General features: G+C 65.5%; 12 protein-coding genes. 3 read left to right on the top strand and 9 right to left on the bottom strand.

The genetic code is table 11. The features are described from left to right. Positions 1–71: 71 nt before the first annotated feature. The 9 genes from CWE01_RS21240 to CWE01_RS21200 form a co-directional block, all read right to left on the bottom strand. Positions 72–275 carry a hypothetical protein gene (locus CWE01_RS21240; protein WP_100942505.1) on the bottom strand — a complete coding sequence of 68 codons (204 nt, stop codon included), beginning with the start codon at positions 273–275 and terminating at the stop codon, positions 72–74. Positions 276–414: 139 nt separating this feature from the next. After that, a complete protein-coding gene (locus CWE01_RS21235; RefSeq protein WP_100942504.1) occupies positions 415–1,377 on the bottom strand; it encodes a metal ABC transporter solute-binding protein, Zn/Mn family in 963 nt (320 codons plus the stop codon). Continuing rightward, on the bottom strand, positions 1,378–2,277 hold the full coding sequence (locus CWE01_RS21230) for a metal ABC transporter permease (RefSeq protein ID WP_100942503.1): 900 nt from the start codon (positions 2,275–2,277) through the stop codon (positions 1,378–1,380). After that, positions 2,274–3,032: a metal ABC transporter ATP-binding protein gene (locus CWE01_RS21225; RefSeq protein ID WP_100942502.1), complete on the bottom strand. Its 759-nt coding sequence runs from the start codon at positions 3,030–3,032 to the stop codon at positions 2,274–2,276. The genes CWE01_RS21230 and CWE01_RS21225 overlap by 4 nt, the downstream gene beginning before the upstream one ends. Beyond that, positions 3,029–3,958: a metal ABC transporter substrate-binding protein gene (locus CWE01_RS21220; RefSeq protein ID WP_100942501.1), complete on the bottom strand. Its 930-nt coding sequence runs from the start codon at positions 3,956–3,958 to the stop codon at positions 3,029–3,031. Before CWE01_RS21220 ends, CWE01_RS21225 begins: the two co-directional genes overlap by 4 nt. Before the next feature lie 35 nt (positions 3,959–3,993). Further along, positions 3,994–4,569, bottom strand: coding sequence for a DUF6162 family protein (locus CWE01_RS21215; RefSeq protein ID WP_100942500.1), 576 nt, complete (start codon positions 4,567–4,569; stop codon positions 3,994–3,996). After that, positions 4,566–4,898, bottom strand: coding sequence for a hypothetical protein (locus CWE01_RS21210; RefSeq protein ID WP_100942499.1), 333 nt, complete (start codon positions 4,896–4,898; stop codon positions 4,566–4,568). Before CWE01_RS21210 ends, CWE01_RS21215 begins: the two co-directional genes overlap by 4 nt. Next, the gene (locus tag CWE01_RS21205) at positions 4,895–5,434 is read right to left on the bottom strand and encodes a thiamine pyrophosphate-binding protein (protein WP_100942498.1); all 540 of its coding nucleotides are present in this window, start codon (positions 5,432–5,434) and stop codon (positions 4,895–4,897) included. The genes CWE01_RS21210 and CWE01_RS21205 overlap by 4 nt, the downstream gene beginning before the upstream one ends. Then, entirely contained in the window at positions 5,431–6,654 is a 1,224-nt protein-coding gene (locus CWE01_RS21200) for a PepSY domain-containing protein (RefSeq protein ID WP_100942497.1), read from the bottom strand. Before CWE01_RS21200 ends, CWE01_RS21205 begins: the two co-directional genes overlap by 4 nt. A 240-nt stretch (positions 6,655–6,894) precedes the next feature. On the opposite strand from CWE01_RS21200, the gene CWE01_RS21195 reads away from it, so the two are divergent. From CWE01_RS21195 to CWE01_RS21185, 3 genes are read left to right on the top strand one after another with little or no spacing between them, the layout of a single operon-like run. Continuing rightward, positions 6,895–7,869 (top strand): TauD/TfdA family dioxygenase, encoded by a 975-nt coding sequence (locus CWE01_RS21195; protein ID WP_100942496.1) that lies wholly within the window; start codon positions 6,895–6,897, stop codon positions 7,867–7,869. Further along, positions 7,866–11,270 (top strand): non-ribosomal peptide synthetase, encoded by a 3,405-nt coding sequence (locus CWE01_RS21190; protein WP_100942495.1) that lies wholly within the window; start codon positions 7,866–7,868, stop codon positions 11,268–11,270. Before CWE01_RS21195 ends, CWE01_RS21190 begins: the two co-directional genes overlap by 4 nt. After that, complete coding sequence (locus CWE01_RS21185) at positions 11,267–19,219, top strand: non-ribosomal peptide synthetase (RefSeq protein ID WP_256579395.1); 7,953 nt, start codon at positions 11,267–11,269, stop codon at positions 19,217–19,219. Before CWE01_RS21190 ends, CWE01_RS21185 begins: the two co-directional genes overlap by 4 nt. Positions 19,220–19,231: the final 12 nt, after the last annotated feature.

Below are 19,231 nucleotides of genomic sequence, written 5' to 3'. Positions count from 1 at the left end.
GCCGATGACCTGGACGATAAAAGCCTGGGACTCGCAGGCCGGGCCGTCGGTCAGGTCATTGGAGGACCGGGTCATGGCTGCACCTGACTTGATTGGGGTAAGGAAGTGGCGTCGCGAAAGGCCTGGCTTTTCAGATCGCGTTTGCTGACCCGCTCGATATCGATGCGGTAGGGCTGGTTGAGGCCTTCGTTGCCCTTGAAACCGAGCATGTGCAGCTCGTGCTCGAACGCATTGAGGATCAGTTTGAAGCGCTGTTGATGTGCTGTGCCGAACATCCGCTGTTCCTTTTACCAAAAGGGGGCGGATGATTCTGCTTGCAGGTTTAGTCGAGATGAATAGGGGCTGACAAAAGCAGAACTGTCCTACGCGTTGCGTGACTAAATCTATGATGTATTTACATTTTTTTTGCTTTACTCATAACGGCGACAATACCGTCAGTACCTTGTCGATCGAACTCTCAAGTCCCACCAGCGGATCGGCCTCTTCGCCACTGAGCACCACCAATCGACTTCCCGCCGCGGTAATCGCCGCCTTGATCGGCTCGCTCGGCTGGCGATGATCCAGCACCACTTTCACCTCGTTGGCCTTGAGGGTTTGGCTCAACTGCTCAAGGGCTGCGGGCGTCCAGGCATCGTCGGCCGGAGCATCGACCTTGACCACTTCCAGGTTGAGCCCGCCCATCAGGTAATCGAAACGCTCCGACAGGCTGGCCACCGTCAGGTTATCGGCCTGGCTCAAGCGTGCCTCGGTTTCGGCGCTGAGCTTGAGCAGGTGCTGCTTGAGGCTCGCCAGGTTGCTCTCGATCTTCGGCTTGGCCTCGGGGGCCAGGCGCACCAGGTCGGCGGCGATCACATCGGCCATCCGTCCCAGGTTGTTGCTCGACAGCCAGGGCTGGCTGTTCAGGCCGTCCACGCCCTTGCCCGGCTGCACCGCGATACCCGCCAGGCCGCCGTCCACCGGGCGCGCCGCATCGACTTCAACGATCCGCACGTTGCTGCGGCGGGCCATGGGGTAGAGCGGATCCTCGGGCCACAGCGAACGCAGCCCGATCACCGCATCGGCATTGCTCGCCAGCTTTTGCAGGGCCGGGGCCCCGCGACCGCTGAAATAGGCGCTCTGGCGACTGCCCGGCAGGTTGGCGTCGGCGGCGCGTTGCAGCTCCACGCCGGTGTCCTTGAGCAGGATCTCGCCCAGGCCGTAGGTGATCGGCAGGCTGGCGAGGATGCGCACCGGCTTGGCGGCGCTGCTGGCGTGCAACGCCACGGTACCCAGGCCGTGATTGGCGGTGATCTGCATCGGCGCCGGGGTGGCGAACGACGTTGCGCTGTACAGGCCGCTCAGGATCAGGGCGAGCGCCAGGGGGCGAAAAATAGGCATTTATCCAATATTCCCTTTGAGGCTGGGCACGGTGCCACGGGCGATCGCCGCGAAGGCGAAGGCGATACCGGCCATCAGGATGATCGCCGCGCCGGACGGCACGGGCAGGTCGAACAGGATCGGCAGCAGGATGCCGCAGAGGGTGCTGACGGTGGCAATCGCCACCGAGATCCAGAAGAAACCCTTGAGCGACTGGCTGAGCAGGCGCGCGGCCGCGGCCGGAATCACCAGCAGGGCACCCACCAGGATTGCGCCGATAACTTTTACCGCCGCCACGGTGATCAGCGTCACCAGCACCACGAACAGGTAGTCGAGGGTCTTCACCGCGACACCGCGCACCGCCGCCAGTTGCGGATTGAAACTGGCCAGCATGATGCGGTTGTACAGGGGCAGGCTCAGGCCCATGACCAGGCTGCCGACAATCAGCAGCACCAGCAGGTCGTTGCCGTTGACCGTCAGCACCGAACCGAACAGCACGTTTTCCAGGATATGCACGTTGATCTTGCCGGCCAGCACCAGCAACAGGCTGGCACCGAGGGCCAGGGACACCGAGAGAAACACCCCGATCAGGGTGTCCGGGGCCAGGCCGGTGCGGTTGCGCAAGTAGTTGAGCAGCACGCCGAACAGCAGGCAGTAGCCGAACAGGCTGCCGTAGGGGCCGGTGTAGGGTTCGCCGAGCAGGATGCCGATGGCCACGCCGGTCAGGGCCGCATGGCCCACCGCTTCGGAAAAGAACGCGAAGCGCTTGACCACCACCAGGGTGCCGAGGCCGCCGAGCACCGGGCCGATCAACAGCCCGGCGATCAGCGCGTTGACCACAAAGCCATAGGCCAGTGCCGCCGGCAGGAAACCGGACGAGGCCCAGCCCTGGATCATCAGGCGAAAAGCTTCATAAGTCATGGCCGGGTCTCCTCGTTGAGGCTGCGCGGATGGGTGGAGAACAGGGTCAGCAGGCGGTCCGGGGTCAGGGCCTCGGCCGGCGAGGCGTCGAACAGGATCCGGCGATTGAGGCCGGTGACCCGGTCGGCCAGGCGCTTGACCGCTTCCAGGTCATGCTCGATCCACAACACGGTGATGCCGGCGCGGCGCCAGTCGAGCAGCAAACGCTCGAAAACCTGGATGCCGGCTTCGTCCAGGGCTGACATCGGTTCGTCGAGCACCAGCAGTTGCGGCGGCGGAATCAGGCCCTGGGCCAGCAATACCCGCTGCCGTTCGCCACCGGACAAGGCGCCCATGCGACGCTTGCGTTTGTCCTGCATGCCGACCCGTTCCAGGGCCTCGCCAATCGCCCCGGCGAAATGCCGGGACAGGCCGAGAAAGGCCGGACGGCGCTGGCACATGGCGGCCATGAAATCGTCGACGGTCATCGGCAGGCCGCGGTCGAACTCCAGGGCCTGGGGCACATAGCCGATGATCCCGGGGGCACCGGGCCATTCCAGGCTAAGGCGTCCCTGGTGGGGCATCTGCCCGAGCAGGGTCTTGATCAGCGAGCTCTTGCCGCCACCGTTGGGCCCGACCAGGGCGTGCACATGACCGGGGCGAACCTGGAAGCTGACCTGATCGAGAATGGTGGTGTTGCCCAGCACCAGATCGATGCCGTCGAACTTCAGCGTCGGACCGATGGCCCGGGCGACCAACTGTTCGGCAGCGGTCATGCCCCGGCCTCCTGAATCGCCCGGACCACGGTGTCCAGGTTGTTGGTCATTTCCTTCTCGTACTTGTCGGCGCTGTAGTCGCCATAGGAAATATGCGACAGCGGATAGATCCGCACCCCCGACTCGCGGCGGATGGTCTCGACATAGGTCGACGGGAAGTCCAGTTCCGAGAAGATCACCTTCACATCCAGTTCACGCAGTTGGTCGATGGTCTTCTTCAACTGGCTCGGGCTCGGTTCGATGCCATGGGCTGGCTCGACCACGGCGGTGACTTCCAGGCCGAATTCGCGCAGCAGGTAGTCATAGGCCGCGTGCACCGTGGCCACCCGCAGGTCGGCGTTGGGTGCCTGGGTCAGCTTGGCCAGGGCGTCGGCGCGGATCTGCCGCAGGCGCTTGCCGTAGGCCCGGGCGTTGGCGGTGTAGGTCTTGGCATTGTCCGGGTCGAGCTTGCCGAGTTCCCGGGCGATGTTGTTGACCTGGGCGATGGAGGCGCTGATGGACAGGAAGGTGTGCGGGTTGACCACCTTGCCGGCGCCTCGCGCGGCGGTGCCGGTGGCAGCCAGCAGCGGCACGTTTTCATTGGCCTCGATCACGGGGATATCGGGCTTTTCGCTGGCGGCGATCATGCGGTCGGCGAAGTCGTCATGACCGACGCCATTGACCACGATCACATCCAGCGTGCCGATGCGCTTGATGTCCTCGGCGCGGGGTTCGTAGGCGTGGGGATTGAAGCCGGCCGGGATCAGCGGCACCACCTCGGCCTTGTCGCCGACGATATTCGCCACGTAGCTGTAATAAGGATGCAGGGTGATGCCGATGCGCAGGCGCTTGGCCGGGTCGGCCTGGACCTGGAGGGACAGCAGCAGGGGCGAGAGCAGCAGCGCGAGCAACAGGTGACGGCGGCTGAACAGAGCTGAAATGGGCATGGGTAGACAGTCTTCCCTGGGGTGAGTCGGAAGGTTCAGTGCCGATGCTGGCGGGTTACGCCGGCATCGAATTGCGCGACCACCCGCTGCCAGCCGCCAGCGATCAGGGCGCTGTCGCTGAGGTCCGCGGGTGCCGCCAGGTTGTTGCTGCGGTTGAGCCAGATATCCGGCGCGGCGTTCGCATCGCTGCCGACCAGCATCAGGAAGGAACCGGCGGTGGCCGTGGCGTGGCTCAGGCCGAAGTAGGCACGCTGGTCGAGCAGGTGCCAGGCGTGGCCACCGCGACTGACCGAGCTGGCGTCCTGGGCGAAGGGGGCAAACCCTTCTTCGCCGAGTCGCTCGGGGGCGGGCAGGGCTTGCTGGTCCTGTTGCAGCAGATGGATTTCGTCGAGGGTGACCCGCAGGTCGGCGTAGATGCCCTGCTCGCCGGCGCTCAGGTCGCGGCGCGCATCCACCTGATAGGCCTCGAGGGTGCTGACGTTCTGCTGCTCGCCATGCAGCGCGACCACGGAGCCGGCGACCAGCAGCACGATCAGGCAGAACAGCAGCACGTAGAGGGTTTCATGGCCGGCCCCGGCGGGGCGGACGATCTGGGTGGTCGAGGTGCTCATGGGGCTTCGATATCCCCATGGTCGATTTCGACGATATGCCCGGGACCGGCGTCGAACAGCACATAGAAATCGGTCGCCGGCTTCTTGAAGGTCAGGGTCGAGTCCTGCCCCAGCTTGCCCGGCAGCAGGATACTTTCGTCATAGCCGATCACGTCCAGGGTCACCCCGGTGGCCGCGCTGCCATCGGAGAAACCGCCCTTGCATTGAATCTGTTCGGCATCGATCTGCTTGCACTCGCAGATCGGATTGTGGGCCAGGGCGCTGGTACTGAAACCGGCGGCCAGCAGCAGGAGGCCGGTGGCAAGCGTCTTGGGTGGCGTGAAGGTCATTTCCGCGCTCCTTGTTTATCCAGCCAGGCAAGGGTGGCCGGGGAGGCCTGGCGCAGTGGAAGAGAGGCCTGGTGCACCGAACCGTCCCAGCCCTCGAGGGTGATCCAGAGTTCGGCATCGTCCTGGGTCCGGTCGGGAATCGGCACCACGGCGCTCATGCGATAGGCGGTGCCGAAGAAGATCACCCCGGCGGCACGCAGGCTGCGGGGTTTGCCCACGCGCAGGTAGGCGGCCTTGACCTGCTCGCCACAGCGGTCGCAGAGGCGCGCGTTGAAGCTTTTCAGATAACCGGCGGGCCCGTCGCGACGGGGTCCTTCGTCCCAGAGTTCGGCCATTTCCAGGCTCCAGGGGCCGACCTGGATTTGATTGAGGTGCTTGCCCAGGCCGGTGTCGCCACGGAACAGCGCGGCATCGGAAAAGTAGCGCGGCATGAAACCCAGGGGGATCAGCACCAGCAGGATGTTCAGGTGGAAGCGCCACTTGTGCCAGAAGCGGCTGAGGGGCGAGGGCGCCGCCAGCGTGCTGTCCTTGCTCATGGGGTCACCTCCGGGGTCTCGGTATTCCGGGCGGTCTTGGCCTTGGGCGCTGGCGCCCGTTCGGTCTTGGCACTGCGTTTCAGGGCCTGGGCGGTGGCCAGGGCGGTGCGCTTGGTCCAGATCAGCAGGCCGCTCAAGACCATCATGCTCAGCACCAGTCCGAAGAAGAACCAGATCAGCTTGATCCACAGGCCGCCGAAATCCCCGGTGTGCAGCGGTCGCATCGATTCGGTGACGAACTCCAGCTTGTTGCGATCCGAGAGCAGGCGCGACTGTTCGATCTCGCCGTTGTAGGGGTTGATCTGCAGGGTCTGGTACATCAGCGGATAGCCGCTGCGCCCGCCCACTTCGATAGGGCTGAAGGCATTGCCGGGCAGGCTGACAAAGCTCGAGTCGAGCCCGGGAACCCGTTGCTGGGCGATGCGCAGGGCTTCGTCGGCACCAAGCATCGGCGCTGGCCGGCCATCGGGCATCAGCGGTGCGCTGTCATGGGAAATGATCGCCGGGATCGGCCGGCTGGCGAAGCTGATCTGGTTGTCGGCGAGGATCGCCTGGATCAGGAACCAGGTACCGGTGATGGAAATCACCGCGATAAACCAGATCGACCAGATGCCGCTCAGCCGGTGGAAATCGCCCCAGAAAATCCGCGCACCGTGGTTGAAACGCAGGGTCGGCTTGAAGAAGCCTTTCCAGAAACGCTTGTACACCACCAGCCCGGTGACCAGCGATGCCAGCAGCGGCAGCCCAAGCAGCGACACCAGGTACCAGCCCCAGCTGTAACCGTTGACGAAAGGCACCAGCCACCAGCCGTGCAGGGCGCGGGTGAACTGCTTGAAGTCGAACTGCGGGCTGATGCCCTGGATCACCCCGGTATAGGGATTGACGTAGACGATCACCGAGCGGCCGTCGGGGTAGTTGATATCGGCGCGCAAGGCGAAATGCGCTTCGTCCGGGCGAATGATCTGCTGGACGATCACCTCGGGATCGCTCTTGGCGATGGCGGCGATCACCTGGTCGAAGCTGAGCAACGGCGCGTCGTCGAACGGCTTGCTGGCGCGGATCTCGGGATTGGCCAGCCAGACGATTTCCTGGCTGATCACCGCCAGGGTGCCGGTGACACAGACGATCAGGACAAAAAACCAGATGGGCAGCGCCAGCCAGCTATGGACCAGGAACCAGAGTCTTGAGCGGGATTTCTTCGGGGTGGAAGGCTTCGACATGGGAAAGCGGCGGCTCTATTTCTGAGGATGTCATTTGGATAAGACGGATGAGCCCCGGAAAAACGTATAGGGAAATGAAAGTAAATGTTTTTGCCATCAAAACCGCTCTGGTCGCTGAGCGACGTTGCCCGGTCCGCCTAATTTCCCTGTACGGCCATCCGTTAATCGAAGCACAGCCAAGTGCACGGCGCATTCGCGCGCCCGGCACTTGCGATTCGAGATCAAGGGAGAAGAGTCGTCATGAACAATGCATTGAGTTTGGATATCCGGCCGCTGCTGACCGGGTCGGGCACCTTGCCCATGCTGATCCAGGCGCCTGAACCCGGTCTCGACCTGCGCGAGGCGTTCGCCGAATGCAAGCCGCTGATCGACGCGCACCTGTACCGTGCCGGCGGGATTCTGCTGCGTGGTTTCGAGGTGGGCGGTGCCGAGGCCTTCCGCGAGTTCGCCGCCGGTTTCGGTCATCCATTGCTCAACTACGAGTTCGGCTCGACGCCGCGCAGCAACGTGACCAAGGGGGTCTACACCTCCACCGAATACCCGGCGCACCAGAGCATTCCGCTGCACAACGAGCAGGCCTACACCCTCGAATGGCCGATGAAGATCTGGTTCTACAGCATGATCGCCGCGCAGACCGGCGGCGAGACACCCATCTGCGACAGCCGTGAAGTCTATCGCCGGGTCCCGGCGCGGATCCGCGAGCGGTTCATCAGCAAGGGGCTGATGTACGTGCGCAACTATGGCAACGGCCTGGATGTGGAGTGGAGCCAGGTGTTCAACACCGAGGACGAGGCGGTGGTCGAGGCCTACTGCCGGGCCCATTCCATCGAATGCGAATGGAAGGACGACGGCGAGTTGCGCACCCGCCAGCGCTGCCAGACGGTGGCCCGGCACCCGGTGACCCAGGACATGGTCTGGTTCAACCAGGCGCATCTGTTCCATGTGTCGAACCTGCAGCCGGAAGTGCGCGAGACCCTGCTCGATGCGGTGGATGAGGAAGACCTGCCGCGCAATGTCTATTACGGCGACGGCTCGGCCATCGAGGTCGACCTGCTGGACGAAGTCCGTGGCGTGCTCGACGACTGCACCATCAGTTTTCCCTGGCAGGAAAACGATGTGCTGATGCTCGACAACATGCTCAGCGCCCACTCCCGTTCGCCGTTCACCGGCAAGCGCAAGGTGGTGGTGGCGATGGCCGAGGGGTACTCGCAATGAATCCGCGGGACGCACATCAACTGGCCCGCCGCTTTATCGCGTTGCCCGAGGAAAAGCGCAAGGTCTTCCTGGCCGCGATGGACCGGGAGGGTGTCGATTTTTCGTTGCTGCCCATCGTTGCCGGTGACGGCGTCGTAGAACGCGACGGCCTGTCCTATGCCCAGCAGCGCCTGTGGTTTCTCTGGCAACTCGATCCCACCGGCGCGGCCTACAACCTGCCGATGGCCGTGCGCCTGAATGGCGTGCTGGAGCTGCCTGCGCTGGAACAGGCCTTCAGCGCCCTGGTGGCGCGCCATGAGTGCCTGCGCACCACCTTTGGCCAGGACGGCGAGCGGGCTTTCCAGCGCGTGGCCGAGCCGAGCGCGGTACGCATCGCGATCAGCGACCTGTCCGCGCTGGCCCCGGAGCTGCGCGTGCAGCGCGCCCGGCAAGCCATGGCCGAGGAAGCGGGGCAGTCGTTCGACCTGGAGCGCGGGCCGTTGCTGAACATTCGCCTGCTGCGCCTGGCCGAGCAGGAACATGTGCTGTTGCTGACCCTGCACCACATCATCGCCGACGGCTGGTCGATGAATATCCTGGTGGACGAGTTCACCCGCTTGTATGACGCCTGCGTCGCCGGCCAGGCGCCCACCTTGTCGCCCCTGAGCGTGCACTACCGCGACTATGCCCTGTGGCAGCGCAGCTGGCTCGAAGCCGGTGAGCGTGAACGGCAACTGGCCTATTGGCGCGGGCACCTGGGTGAAGAGCACCCGGTACTTGAATTGCCTACCGACCGTGCCTATCCGGCCCAGGCCAGTCACCGTGGCGCGCGTCTGGAAGTACAGGTCGACGCGGATCTGCGCCAGCAACTCAAGACCCTGGCCCAGCGCCAGGGGGTGACCTTGTTCGTGGTCCTGCTGGCTTCGTTCAAGACCCTGCTGTACCGCTACAGCGGGCAAACCGATATCCGTGTCGGCGGCCTGATCGCCAACCGTACCCGCAGCGAGACCGAGGGCCTGATCGGCTTCTTCGTCAACACCCAGGTCTTGCGCAGCGAGGTCAGCGGCCAGCAGTCCTTCGCCGGGTTGCTGCAGCGCGTACGCGAGGCCGCCGCCGGTGCCCAGGCCCATCAGGAACTGCCTTTCGACGCCTTGATCGAGGCCCTGCAACCGGCCCGTAGCCAGAGTCACAACCCGCTGTTCCAGGTGATGTTCAATCACCAGCCGCTGGTCACCGATGTGCAGGGCAAGACCCTCGCCTGCGGACTGCAGGTGCAGCACCTGAGCGCGGAGGAGGGCGCGGCGGGTTCGCGCGAGCATGCCGCCGCCAGCGACCTGATGCTGGAAACCCGCGAGGAAGGCGAGCAGTTGTTCGCCGCCTTTACCTACGCCACCGATATTTTCGACGCTGAGACCATTGCCCGTCTGGCCGGGCACTGGCGCAATCTGCTGGCGGCGGTGTGCCGCGATCCGCAACAGGCGGTGGCGCAGTTGCCGATGTTGGCGTCGGAGGAAGTCGCTCAGTTGCTCGGTGATTCGACCGGAAAACCGGCGTCGGCAACGGACTCCATGCTCTTGCCGCAGCTATTCGAGGCCCAGGTCCGGCGGACCCCTGAAGCCACCGCGCTGATCCTCGCCGAGCCCGAAGGCGCGCCGTGCCTGAACTACGCCGAACTGAACCGCCGCGCCAACCGCCTGGCCCATCTGTTGCGCGAGCGCGGCGTCGGCCCCGACGTGCTGGTGGGGCTCGCCGTGTCCCGCAGTCTGGAAATGGCCGTGGCCATCCTCGCCGTGCTCAAGGCCGGTGGCGCCTATGTGCCGCTGGACCCGCAAACCCCCACCGAGCGCCTGCAGCACGTCTTGCAGGACAGCGGCCTGCAACTGTTGCTGACCCAGAGCCCGTGGCTGGCCAGCCTGCCGACCTTCCAGGACGGCGAAATCCTCTGCCTGGACCAGCTCGACGACTCGGCGTTTTCCGACCACGACCTGCCGCCAGGCATCGAGCCGAACTCCCTGGCCTATGTGATCTACACCTCGGGCTCCACCGGCCGGCCGAAAGGCGTGGCGATCAGTCATGCCGCCCTGGCCGAGTTTATCGCCCGAGCCAGCGAATACAGCCAACTGGTGGACTCAGACCGGGTCCTGCAAATGGCCACCAGCAGCTTCGACGGTTTTGTCGAACAGTTCTTCCCGCCGCTGTGCCTGGGCGCTTGCGTGGTCCTGCGGGACGGCCGCCTGTGGGACAGTGCCACCCTGCATGGCGCGATCCTCGAACACGGCATCACCCTGGCGGACCTGCCGGCCGCCTACTGGCATCTGCTGGTCCAGGACTGGGCGGCCCGGCCACCGCAGCACTACGGCGTGCTGCGGCAGATCCATATCGGCGGCGAGGCCATGGCGGTCGACGGCCTGCGTTTGTGGCCGCTCGCCGGCCTGGGGCACGTGCGGCTGATCAATACCTATGGCCCGACCGAAGCCACCGTGGTTTCCACCACCCATGACTGCTCGGCACTGTTGCCCGAAGATGTGTCCTGGCGCGGCGTGCCTATCGGCCAGGGTTTGTCGGATCGACGGCTGCTGGTGCTGGACGACGAGCTGAACCTGCTGCCCCGGGGCGCGGTCGGCGAGTTGTATATCGGCGGCCCCGGCCTGGCGCGTGGTTATCAGGGGCAACCGGCCCTCAGTGCCCAGCGCTTTATCGTCGATCCGTTCAACCCCGGCGAGCGTCTCTACCGCAGCGGCGACCGTGCGCGCCTACGCGCCGACGGTGCCCTGGAGTACGTCGGTCGGGTCGACCACCAGGTGAAGATTCGCGGTTTCCGTATCGAACTGGGCGAAATCGAAGGCCGCCTGTTGCAGTGCCCGGGCGTGCGTGAAGCCGCCGTGCTGGCCCTGCCGCTGACGGGCGGCACGCAACTGGTCGGCTACCTGGTGGCGGAACAGGCCGCGGACGAGGCGACTCTGCGCCAGCAGGTCAAGACCTTGCTGCAAGGCCAGTTGCCCGACTACATGGTGCCGACCCACCTGCTGCTGTTGCCGCGCCTGCCCCTGACCCCCAGCGGCAAGCTGGACCGCAAGGCCTTGCCGCTGCCCGATCCGAGCCAGTTGCAGGCCCGCTACCGGGCGCCCCACAGCGAGATCGAACGCAACCTCGCGGAGATCTGGGAGCAGGTCCTGCACGTGCCCCAGGTCGGGCTCGACGACCACTTCTTCGAGTTGGGCGGGCATTCGTTGCTCGCCGCCCAGGTGATCGCGCGGATCAAGACGCGCCTGGCGGTCAGCCTGCCGTTGCGCAGCCTGTTTGAAAATCCCTTGCTGGGTGACCTGGCCATTGAAGTGGCGAGCCTCGCCGAGGGCGTCGGCGAGAACGACTGGGGTGATATGGAGCAGTTCATGAGTTCGCTGGAGGAGGTGGGAGCATGAGTGCCCAGGCCGCATTGAGTCTTGCCAAACGTTTTATCAGCCTGCCGCTGGAGCAACGGCGGCAGTTCCTCGCTCGGCTGAGCCAGCAGGGCAAGGATTTCAGCCTGCTGCCGGTGCCGGTCAGCCGCCATGGGCAGGCCGCGATTCCCTTGTCCTACGCCCAGCAGCGCTTGCTGTTTCTCTGGCAGCTCGAACCGGACAGTGCCGCCTACAATATGGCCGCTGCCTTGCGCCTGCGCGGTGAACTGGATGAAAGCGCCTTGCAGCGCGCTTTCGAATATCTGGTCCAGCGCCACGAAGTGCTGCGCACCCGCTTCCAGGTCGACGGCGAGCAACCGCGCCAGGTGATCCTCGACCAGCAGGCGCTGCCGCTGGAGCGTATCGACCTGACGGCCTGCGCCGCCGAAACCCGTGAAGCCGAGTTGGCCGAACGGGTCGCCGCGCTTACCGCGCAACCTTTCGATCTGCTCGCCGGCCCCTTGCTGCGGACCACTCTGATCCGGCTCGACGAGGCGCAATGGGTGCTGCTGGTGTGCATGCACCATATCGTCTCCGACGGCTGGTCGATGGACGTGATGGTCAAGGAGTTCGTCCAGGGCTATCAGGCCTTCTGCCAGAACCGCGAGCCCGGGCTGCCGGAGCTGGCCTTGCAGTACGCCGACTATGCGATCTGGCAGCGCAGCTGGCTGGAAGCCGGCGAGGGCGAGCGGCAGTTGGACTACTGGCGGCGGCAACTGGGCGAGGAACAACCGCTGCTGGACGTCGCCGCCGATTTTCCGCGGCCGCCGGTGCAGAGCTTCCAGGGCCAGACCCTGCGCTTCGATTTCGGCGCCGAGCGTTCGGCGCAGCTCCAGGCCTTTGCCCGCAGTCAGGGCCTGAGCCTGTTCATGTTGGTGCTCGGCGGTTACGCCTGGTTCCTGTCCCGGCACGCCGGACAACGGGATATCCGCGTCGGTGTGCCCAACGCCAACCGCGGCCGGGCCGAGGTCGAAGGCCTGATCGGCTTCTTCATCAACACCCAGGTGCTGCGTTGCGAGGTCGATGAGCGCGAGAGTTTCCTTGAGCTGCTGGCGCGGATTCGTGAAAGCAGCTTTGGCGCCCAGGCGCACCAGGAATTGCCGTTCGAACAACTGGTGGATGCCCTGGCTCCGCAACGCAGCCTGGACCACAACCCGCTGTTCCAGGCCAAGTTCAACCAGAACGTCGGCATGCAGAAACAGCGCACCCTGAGCCTGCCGGGCCTGCTGGTCGAGGAATACCCGCTGCACAAGGACGGCACCCACTTCGACCTGGCCCTGGACATCACCGACGCCGGCAATCTGATTCACGGTGAGATGACCTATGCCAGCGACCTCTACCAGCCTTCGACCATCGAAGGTTTTATTGCTTCGCTGCTCAGTCTGTTCGATGCGGTGCTGCGCGCCCCGCATGCGCCGCTGCTGAGCCTGGAAAACCGTCCACCGGCCCTGGCGACGGAGCCCCGTATGGCGGCGATTCCAGTGCTGCAACAGTGGAGCGCCCAGGTGCAACGCCAGCCCCAGGCGCTGGCCGCTCGCTGCCTCGAGCGGACCCTGGGTTTCCTTGAGCTGGACCAGGCGGCCAATCGCCTCGCCCATCATCTGCGCGACCAGGGCGTCGGCGTCGGCGAGCCGGTGGCGGTGCTGATGGAGCGCTCGCTGGACTGGCTGACCTGTGTCCTGGGGATTCTCAAGGCCGGTGCGGTGTACATGCCGCTGGACAGCAAGGCCCCGGAGGCGCGCTTGCAGCCGATGCTCGAACGCGCCCGCGCGCGCCTGCTGCTGTGTGCCGAAGGCGATCCCCGGGTGACGACGCTGGCCATTGCCGGTTGTGTCGGCCTGGCTTATGCCCCTGGACAATGGCGTCATCAAACCGATACCACGCCGGACCTGGACCTGGCGGAACAGGCCCCGGCCTACGTGATCCATACCTCCGGCTCCACCGGACTGCCCAAGGGCGTACTGGTCAGCCACGGGGCCTTGGCCAGTTATGTCAGCGGCCTGCTGGAGCGTCTGGACCTGGCGCCCGAGGCGAGCATGGCGCTGGTCTCCACCATCGCCGCCGACCTCGGTCACACCCTGCTGTTCGGCGCCCTGTGTTCCGGGCGCACCCTGCATGTGTTGCCCGAGGAACTGGGTTTCGACCCCGACCGCTTTGCCGAGTACATGCGCGAGCATCAGGTCGGCGTATTGAAGATCGTTCCCGGCCATCTGGCGGCGTTGTTGCAGGCGAGCGAGCCCGCCGACGTCCTGCCCTGGCATGCGCTGATCGTCGGTGGCGAAGCCTGTTCGCCGGCGTTGTTCGAGCAGATACGGGCACTCAAGCCGGACTGCCGTTTTATCAATCACTACGGTCCCAGCGAAACCACCGTGGGCGTGTTGGCGAATGAAGTCTCAGCGCTGCATCCGCATGCCCGGGGTGTCGCGGTGGGGCGCGCCTTGCCGGGTGCCCACGGCTATGTGCTGGACGATGTACTCAATAGCGTCGCCGAGCAGGTGCCGGGCGAGCTGTATATCGGTGGCGCCAGTGTCGCCCTGGGTTATCTCGGGCAACCGGGGCTGACCGCCGAACGTTTCCTGCCCGATCCTTTCGGTGCGCCGGGAGCGCGGGTCTATCGCAGCGGCGACCGCATGCGTCGCACGCGCCAGGGGCTGCTGGAATTTCTCGGGCGCAATGACGATCAGGTGAAGATCCGCGGTTACCGGGTGGAACCGGCGGAAGTCACGCGGGTGCTCCAGGGTCTCGACGGCGTGGCCCAGGCGGCGGTCCTGGCATTGCCGGTGGATGAGGACGCCGGGCGTCTGCAACTGGTTGCCTACTGTGTCACGACAGCGGCTGCGCAGTGCTCGGTGGATGACCTGCGCCGCCAGTTGCAGGCCTGCCTGGCCGATTACCTGGTGCCGGCGCAGATCGTGCTGCTGGAGCAATTGCCGCTGACCGCCAACGGCAAGCTGGACAAGCGTGCGCTGCCGCAGCCGGGGGCGGTGCAGCAGGGCTACGTTGCCCCGGTCGGCGAGATCGAAGAACAACTGGCGGCGGTCTGGGCCGATGTGCTCAAGCTGGAGCGGGTCGGCACCCGCGACAACTTCTTCGAACTGGGTGGCGACTCGATCCTCAGCCTGCAGATCATCGCCCGGGCCAAGCGCCTGGGCATCCGCCTCAGTCCCAAGCAACTGTTCGAGAAGCAGACCATCAGCCAATTGGCCACGGTGGCGAAGCGGATCGAGAAGAAGCCGGCGAGTGAGCTCGTGGTCCAGGCCAGCGGTCGGCAGTTGCTGCTGCCGATCCAGGCACGTTTTTTCGAGATGGAGATTGTTCAGCGTCAGCACTGGAACCAGTCGCTGATGCTCAAGCCCCGTGAAACCCTGGAGGCCGTGCCTCTGCAAGCGGCGCTCGCGGCGCTGGTGGCGCAGCACGATGCCTTGCGCCTGAGCTTCGACCGACAGGAGGGTCAATGGCAGGCGCACTACGCCTCGGCAGCGCCGGCCGATCTGCTGTGGGTCCGTGAACTCGCCGACCCGACGCAACTGACGGCGCTGGCCGATCAGGCCCAGCGCAGCCTGGACCTGAAGAACGGTCCGTTGTTGCGTGGGGTGCTGGTCAATCTGGCCGACGGCGAGCAGCGCCTGTTGCTGGTGATCCATCACCTGGCGGTGGACGGCGTGTCCTGGCGGATCCTGCTGGAAGACCTGCAGCAGGCTTATGTTGCACAAGTCTCCGGGCAGTCGCCGGTGGCGGCCGTGCGCAGCAGTTCGCTGCAGACCTGGGCCGAGCAGTTGCACGGCTATGCTCGCAGCGAACGCCTGCTGGCCGAGCGTGATTACTGGTTGGGTACCCTGGCGGGTGATCTCCAGGAGCTGCCGTTTGAATTTGCTCCCGGGCAGGTGCCTGTCGGCGAGGTCGGTCATGCCAGCTCACGCCTGGACAAGACGCTGACCCAGCAACTCCTGAAAGTCGCGCCGACGGCCTATCGCACCCAGGTCAACGACCTGCTGCTGACCGCCCTGGCGCGGGTGCTGTGCGATTGGAGCGGGCAACCGTCGGTATTGGTCCAGCTCGAAGGGCACGGTCGCGAAGACCTGTTCGACGACCTCGATCTGAGTCGCACGGTGGGCTGGTTCAGCAGCCTGTTTCCGCTGCGGCTCACACCCCAGGCGGAGCCGGGCGCTTCCCTGTGCGGCATCAAGGAGCAATTGCGGGCGGTGCCGAACAAAGGCATCGGCTATGGCGTGCTGCGTTACCTGGGCGATGCCGGTTTTGCCCGGCAACTGGCGGCCTTGCCCCAGGCGCGGGTGACCTTCAACTACCTGGGCCAGTTCGACGGCAGTTTCACCGAAGCCGACGGCGCGCTGTTCGTGCCCAGCGGCGAGTCCACCGGGCGCAACCAGCCCGAGGATGCACCGCCGGGCGACGGCCTGAGCCTCAACGGCCAGGTGTTCGACGGTGAGCTGCAACTGGATTGGGCGTTCAGTCGCCAGCAGTATCGGCCTGAAACCATCGAAGCCCTGGCCCGCGCCTATGAACAGGCACTGAGTGAGCTGATCGGGCATTGCTGCCAGGGCGGGCAACTGGGCGTGACCCCGTCGGACTTCCCGCTGGTGACTCTCAGTGCCGGGCAGCTGCGGCGCCTGCCGGTGGCGGCGGGGGAGATCGAGGATCTCTATCCGCTGTCGCCGATGCAGCAGGGGATCCTCTTCCATCATCTGGACGATCCGGAGGGTGCGGCCTATATCAACCAGCTGCGACTGAATGTGCGGCACCTGGACGTCGAGGGTTTCCGCCAGGCCTGGCAGCAAACCGTGCAGGCCCATGAAATGCTGCGCACGGTATTTGCCTGGCCCCAGGAACTGGCGGCGCCGGTGCAGATCGTCCTGCGCACGTTGCAGATGCCGATGCAGGTCCACGACTGGCGCACGCGCGGCGAGCATGAGGCGGCCTTCGAGCAGTTGGCGCAAGCCGACCTCGCCGCCGGTTTCGAGCCCCATCGCGGGCCTTTGCTGCGGGTGACGCTGGTGCGAACCGGCGAGACCGAATACCGGATGATCTACACCAGCCACCATCTCCTGATGGACGGCTGGAGCACCTCGCAGCTGTTCGGCGAAGTGCTGCAACGTTATGCCGGGGTGAGCATTGCCCGGGGCACAGGACGTTATCGCGACTATATCGAGTGGTTGGGCCAGCGCGATGCCCGCGCCAGCCAGGACTTCTGGAGCGCGGCCGTGGCCGGTCTGCAGGAGCCGACCCGCCTGGTCGGGACCTTGGGCAGCCATGAACGGGGGCAGGGCTATGGGGAACATCGGCATGTGTTCAATGAGGCGTTGACGACTGGGTTGAACCGTTTTGCCCGCGAACGCAAAGTCACCCTCAACACCCTGATGCAGGCCGCCTGGCTGCTGCTGTTGCAGCGTTATACCGGCCAGGATTGCGTGGCCTTCGGTGCCACCGTGGCCGGGCGTCCGACCGACCTGCCCGGGGTCGAGCAGCAGATCGGCCTGTTTATCAACACCCTGCCGGTGGTGGCGAGCCCTGATGCACAACTGACGGTGGGTGAGTGGTTGCAACAGGTGCAGGACCTCAACCTGGCATTGCGCGAGCATGAGCAGACGCCGCTGTACGAGATCCAGCGCTGGGCGGGTCTGGGCGCGGGCGGGTTGTTCGACAGCCTGCTGGTGTTCGAGAACTACCCGATGGCCGAAGCGCTGGGCCAGGCTTCGGAGGCGGGCCCTGAGTTCGCGGCGATCGAACGTTCGGAGCAGACCAACTATCCGCTGACCCTGGTGGCGGTGACCGGGCGCGAACTGATCGTGGATTGCGGTTACGACCGGGCCAGTTTCGACGCCTCGGGTGTGGCGCGACTGGGCCGGCAGCTGGAATACCTGATGAGCCAGTTCATGGTCGACGCGCGCCAGCCGTTGGGTACGCTGGAACTGCTCGACCCGGCCGAACGTCAGGTCGCCCTCGACTGGAGCCGGCGCTCTTCTGTAGGAGCGAGCTTGCTCGCGATGGACGTCAACGATAACGCGGGGTACCTGGAGAGTCACGGTGCCCTTGCGCTCATCGCGAGCAAGCTCGCTCCTACAGGGGCAGCGTTCAATCCGCGGATCCGGGGTCATGTGCTTGAGCATCTTGCGGATCAGGTCGCCGGTCAGCCCGCGGCCCCGGCGATCCTCTTCGCCGACTGGCAACTGGACTACCAGACCCTGGACCAGCGCGCCAATCGCCTGGCCCACCTCCTGCGCGAGCGCGGCATCGGCCCCGAAGTGCGGGTCGGCGTGTGCCTGCGCCGCACCCCGGACCTGATCGTTGCCCTGCTGGCAATCCTCAAGGCCGGCGGCGCCTATGTGCCGCTGGACCCCGAGTACCCGCGCGAGCGCTTGTTGCATATGCTCGATGACAGCCACGCGGGCCTGTTGCTGAGCGAGGCCATCCTCCTCGAACGCTTGCCGCAAGCGCTGCCCGCTCCGGTGCTGCTGATGGAGGCGGGCGATGACTGGCTGGCGAGCTACCCGAGCAGCGCGCCGTCCGTGGACACCTGCGGCCAGAACCTGGCCTATGTCATCTACACCTCCGGTTCCACCGGCAAGCCCAAGGGCGTGGCGATCACCCACGACAACCTCACGGCGTTGATCCACTGGTCGCTGCAGACCTACGACCGCGAGCAACTGCGCGGGGTGCTGGCCTCGACCTCGATCTGCTTCGACCTGTCGGTCTGGGAGATCTTCGTCACCCTGGCCGGCGGCGGTTGCCTGGTGCTGGCGGACAATGCCCTGGCCCTGGCGGAGCTGCCGGCCCGCGAGCGGGTCACGCTGATCAACACCGTGCCCTCGGCCATTGCCGCGCTGCTGCGGGCCGGGCAGATCCCGGCCTCGGTCGGCACCCTCAACCTGGCCGGCGAGCCACTCAAGCAGACGCTGGTGGATGCGCTCTACGCCGGCACCCGGGTGCGCCAGGTGTTCGACCTGTACGGTCCTTCGGAAGACACCACCTACTCGACCTTCACTCTGCGCACCGCCCAGGGCTCGGCGAATATCGGGCGTCCATTGGCGAACACCCAGGCCTATCTGCTCGATCCCGGTTTGCAACTGCTGCCCGCCGGGGTGGCGGCCGAGCTGTACCTGGGCGGTGCCGGGGTTTCCCGGGGCTACCTGGGCCGGCCCGGCCTGACCGCCGAGCGTTATGTACCGAATCCGTTCGCCGCTGACGGCGAGCGCCTGTACCGCAGCGGTGACCTGGTGCGCCAGGGCGAGGGCGAGCGGATCGAGTACATCGGTCGCGCCGACCATCAGGTGAAGATTCGCGGTTTCCGCGTCGAGTTGAGCGAAGTCGAAGCCTGTCTGCTCGAGCAGCCGTCGGTGCGCGAAGCGGTGGTGCTGGCCCAGGAGGATGCGGCGGGCAAGCACTTGCAGGGCTATGTGGTGACGCCAGCGGGGACTGTCGATGCCCAGGCGTTTGTCGCCGGTCTCAGGACGGCCCTGGCCGCGCGCTTGCCGGCACATATGGTGCCCGGCCAGTTGCACCTGGTCGAGGCCTTGCCGCTGACCCCCAATGGCAAGCTCGACCGCAAGGCCCTGATCGCCCTGGGCAGCGGCCCTCGGCAGCAGCACTACGAGGCGCCGCGCAGCGAGTTGCAGGTTCAGGTCGCGGCGCTCTGGCAGGAGGTGCTGGGGATCGAGCAGGTGGGCCTGGGCGACAACTTCTTCCAGCTGGGCGGCCATTCGTTGCTGGCGACCCTGGTGGTGAGTCGGATCGGCGAACGCCTGGGCGACAAGATCCCCCTCAAGGAACTGTTCCAGGCCGACAGCTTGCTGGCGTTCTGCGAACGGATCGAAGCGTTGCGCAGCGCTTCGTCGCCCGTTCAGGATGAATTGGCTAAATCCCTGGAGGCCCTCAAACGTCTATCCCTCGAAGATCTGGAAAAACTGATTTCTTGAGGGGAAGCACGA

The sequence above is a fragment of the Pseudomonas sp. QS1027 genome (assembly GCF_002814235.1).
Lineage (GTDB): Bacteria > Pseudomonadota > Gammaproteobacteria > Pseudomonadales > Pseudomonadaceae > Aquipseudomonas.
Note: the sequence above shows the minus strand (reverse complement) of the source record. Positions and strands in the feature narration are given on the sequence as shown.

What these genes read in the sequence shown, in the direction of transcription:
- CWE01_RS21215 (WP_100942500.1), bottom strand. Translation starts at nt 4,569, where the DNA reads ATGAGCACCTCGACCACCCAGATCGTCCGCCCCGCCGGGGCCGGCCAT.
- CWE01_RS21210 (WP_100942499.1), bottom strand. Translation starts at nt 4,898, where the DNA reads ATGACCTTCACGCCACCCAAGACGCTTGCCACCGGCCTCCTGCTGCTG.
- CWE01_RS21240 (WP_100942505.1), bottom strand. Translation starts at nt 275, where the DNA reads ATGTTCGGCACAGCACATCAACAGCGCTTCAAACTGATCCTCAATGCG.
- CWE01_RS21190 (WP_100942495.1), top strand. Translation starts at nt 7,866, where the DNA reads ATGAATCCGCGGGACGCACATCAACTGGCCCGCCGCTTTATCGCGTTG.
- CWE01_RS21205 (WP_100942498.1), bottom strand. Translation starts at nt 5,434, where the DNA reads ATGAGCAAGGACAGCACGCTGGCGGCGCCCTCGCCCCTCAGCCGCTTC.
- CWE01_RS21235 (WP_100942504.1), bottom strand. Translation starts at nt 1,377, where the DNA reads ATGCCTATTTTTCGCCCCCTGGCGCTCGCCCTGATCCTGAGCGGCCTG.
- CWE01_RS21220 (WP_100942501.1), bottom strand. Translation starts at nt 3,958, where the DNA reads ATGCCCATTTCAGCTCTGTTCAGCCGCCGTCACCTGTTGCTCGCGCTG.
- CWE01_RS21195 (WP_100942496.1), top strand. Translation starts at nt 6,895, where the DNA reads ATGAACAATGCATTGAGTTTGGATATCCGGCCGCTGCTGACCGGGTCG.
- CWE01_RS21200 (WP_100942497.1), bottom strand. Translation starts at nt 6,654, where the DNA reads ATGTCGAAGCCTTCCACCCCGAAGAAATCCCGCTCAAGACTCTGGTTC.
- CWE01_RS21230 (WP_100942503.1), bottom strand. Translation starts at nt 2,277, where the DNA reads ATGACTTATGAAGCTTTTCGCCTGATGATCCAGGGCTGGGCCTCGTCC.
- CWE01_RS21185 (WP_256579395.1), top strand. Translation starts at nt 11,267, where the DNA reads ATGAGTGCCCAGGCCGCATTGAGTCTTGCCAAACGTTTTATCAGCCTG.
- CWE01_RS21225 (WP_100942502.1), bottom strand. Translation starts at nt 3,032, where the DNA reads ATGACCGCTGCCGAACAGTTGGTCGCCCGGGCCATCGGTCCGACGCTG.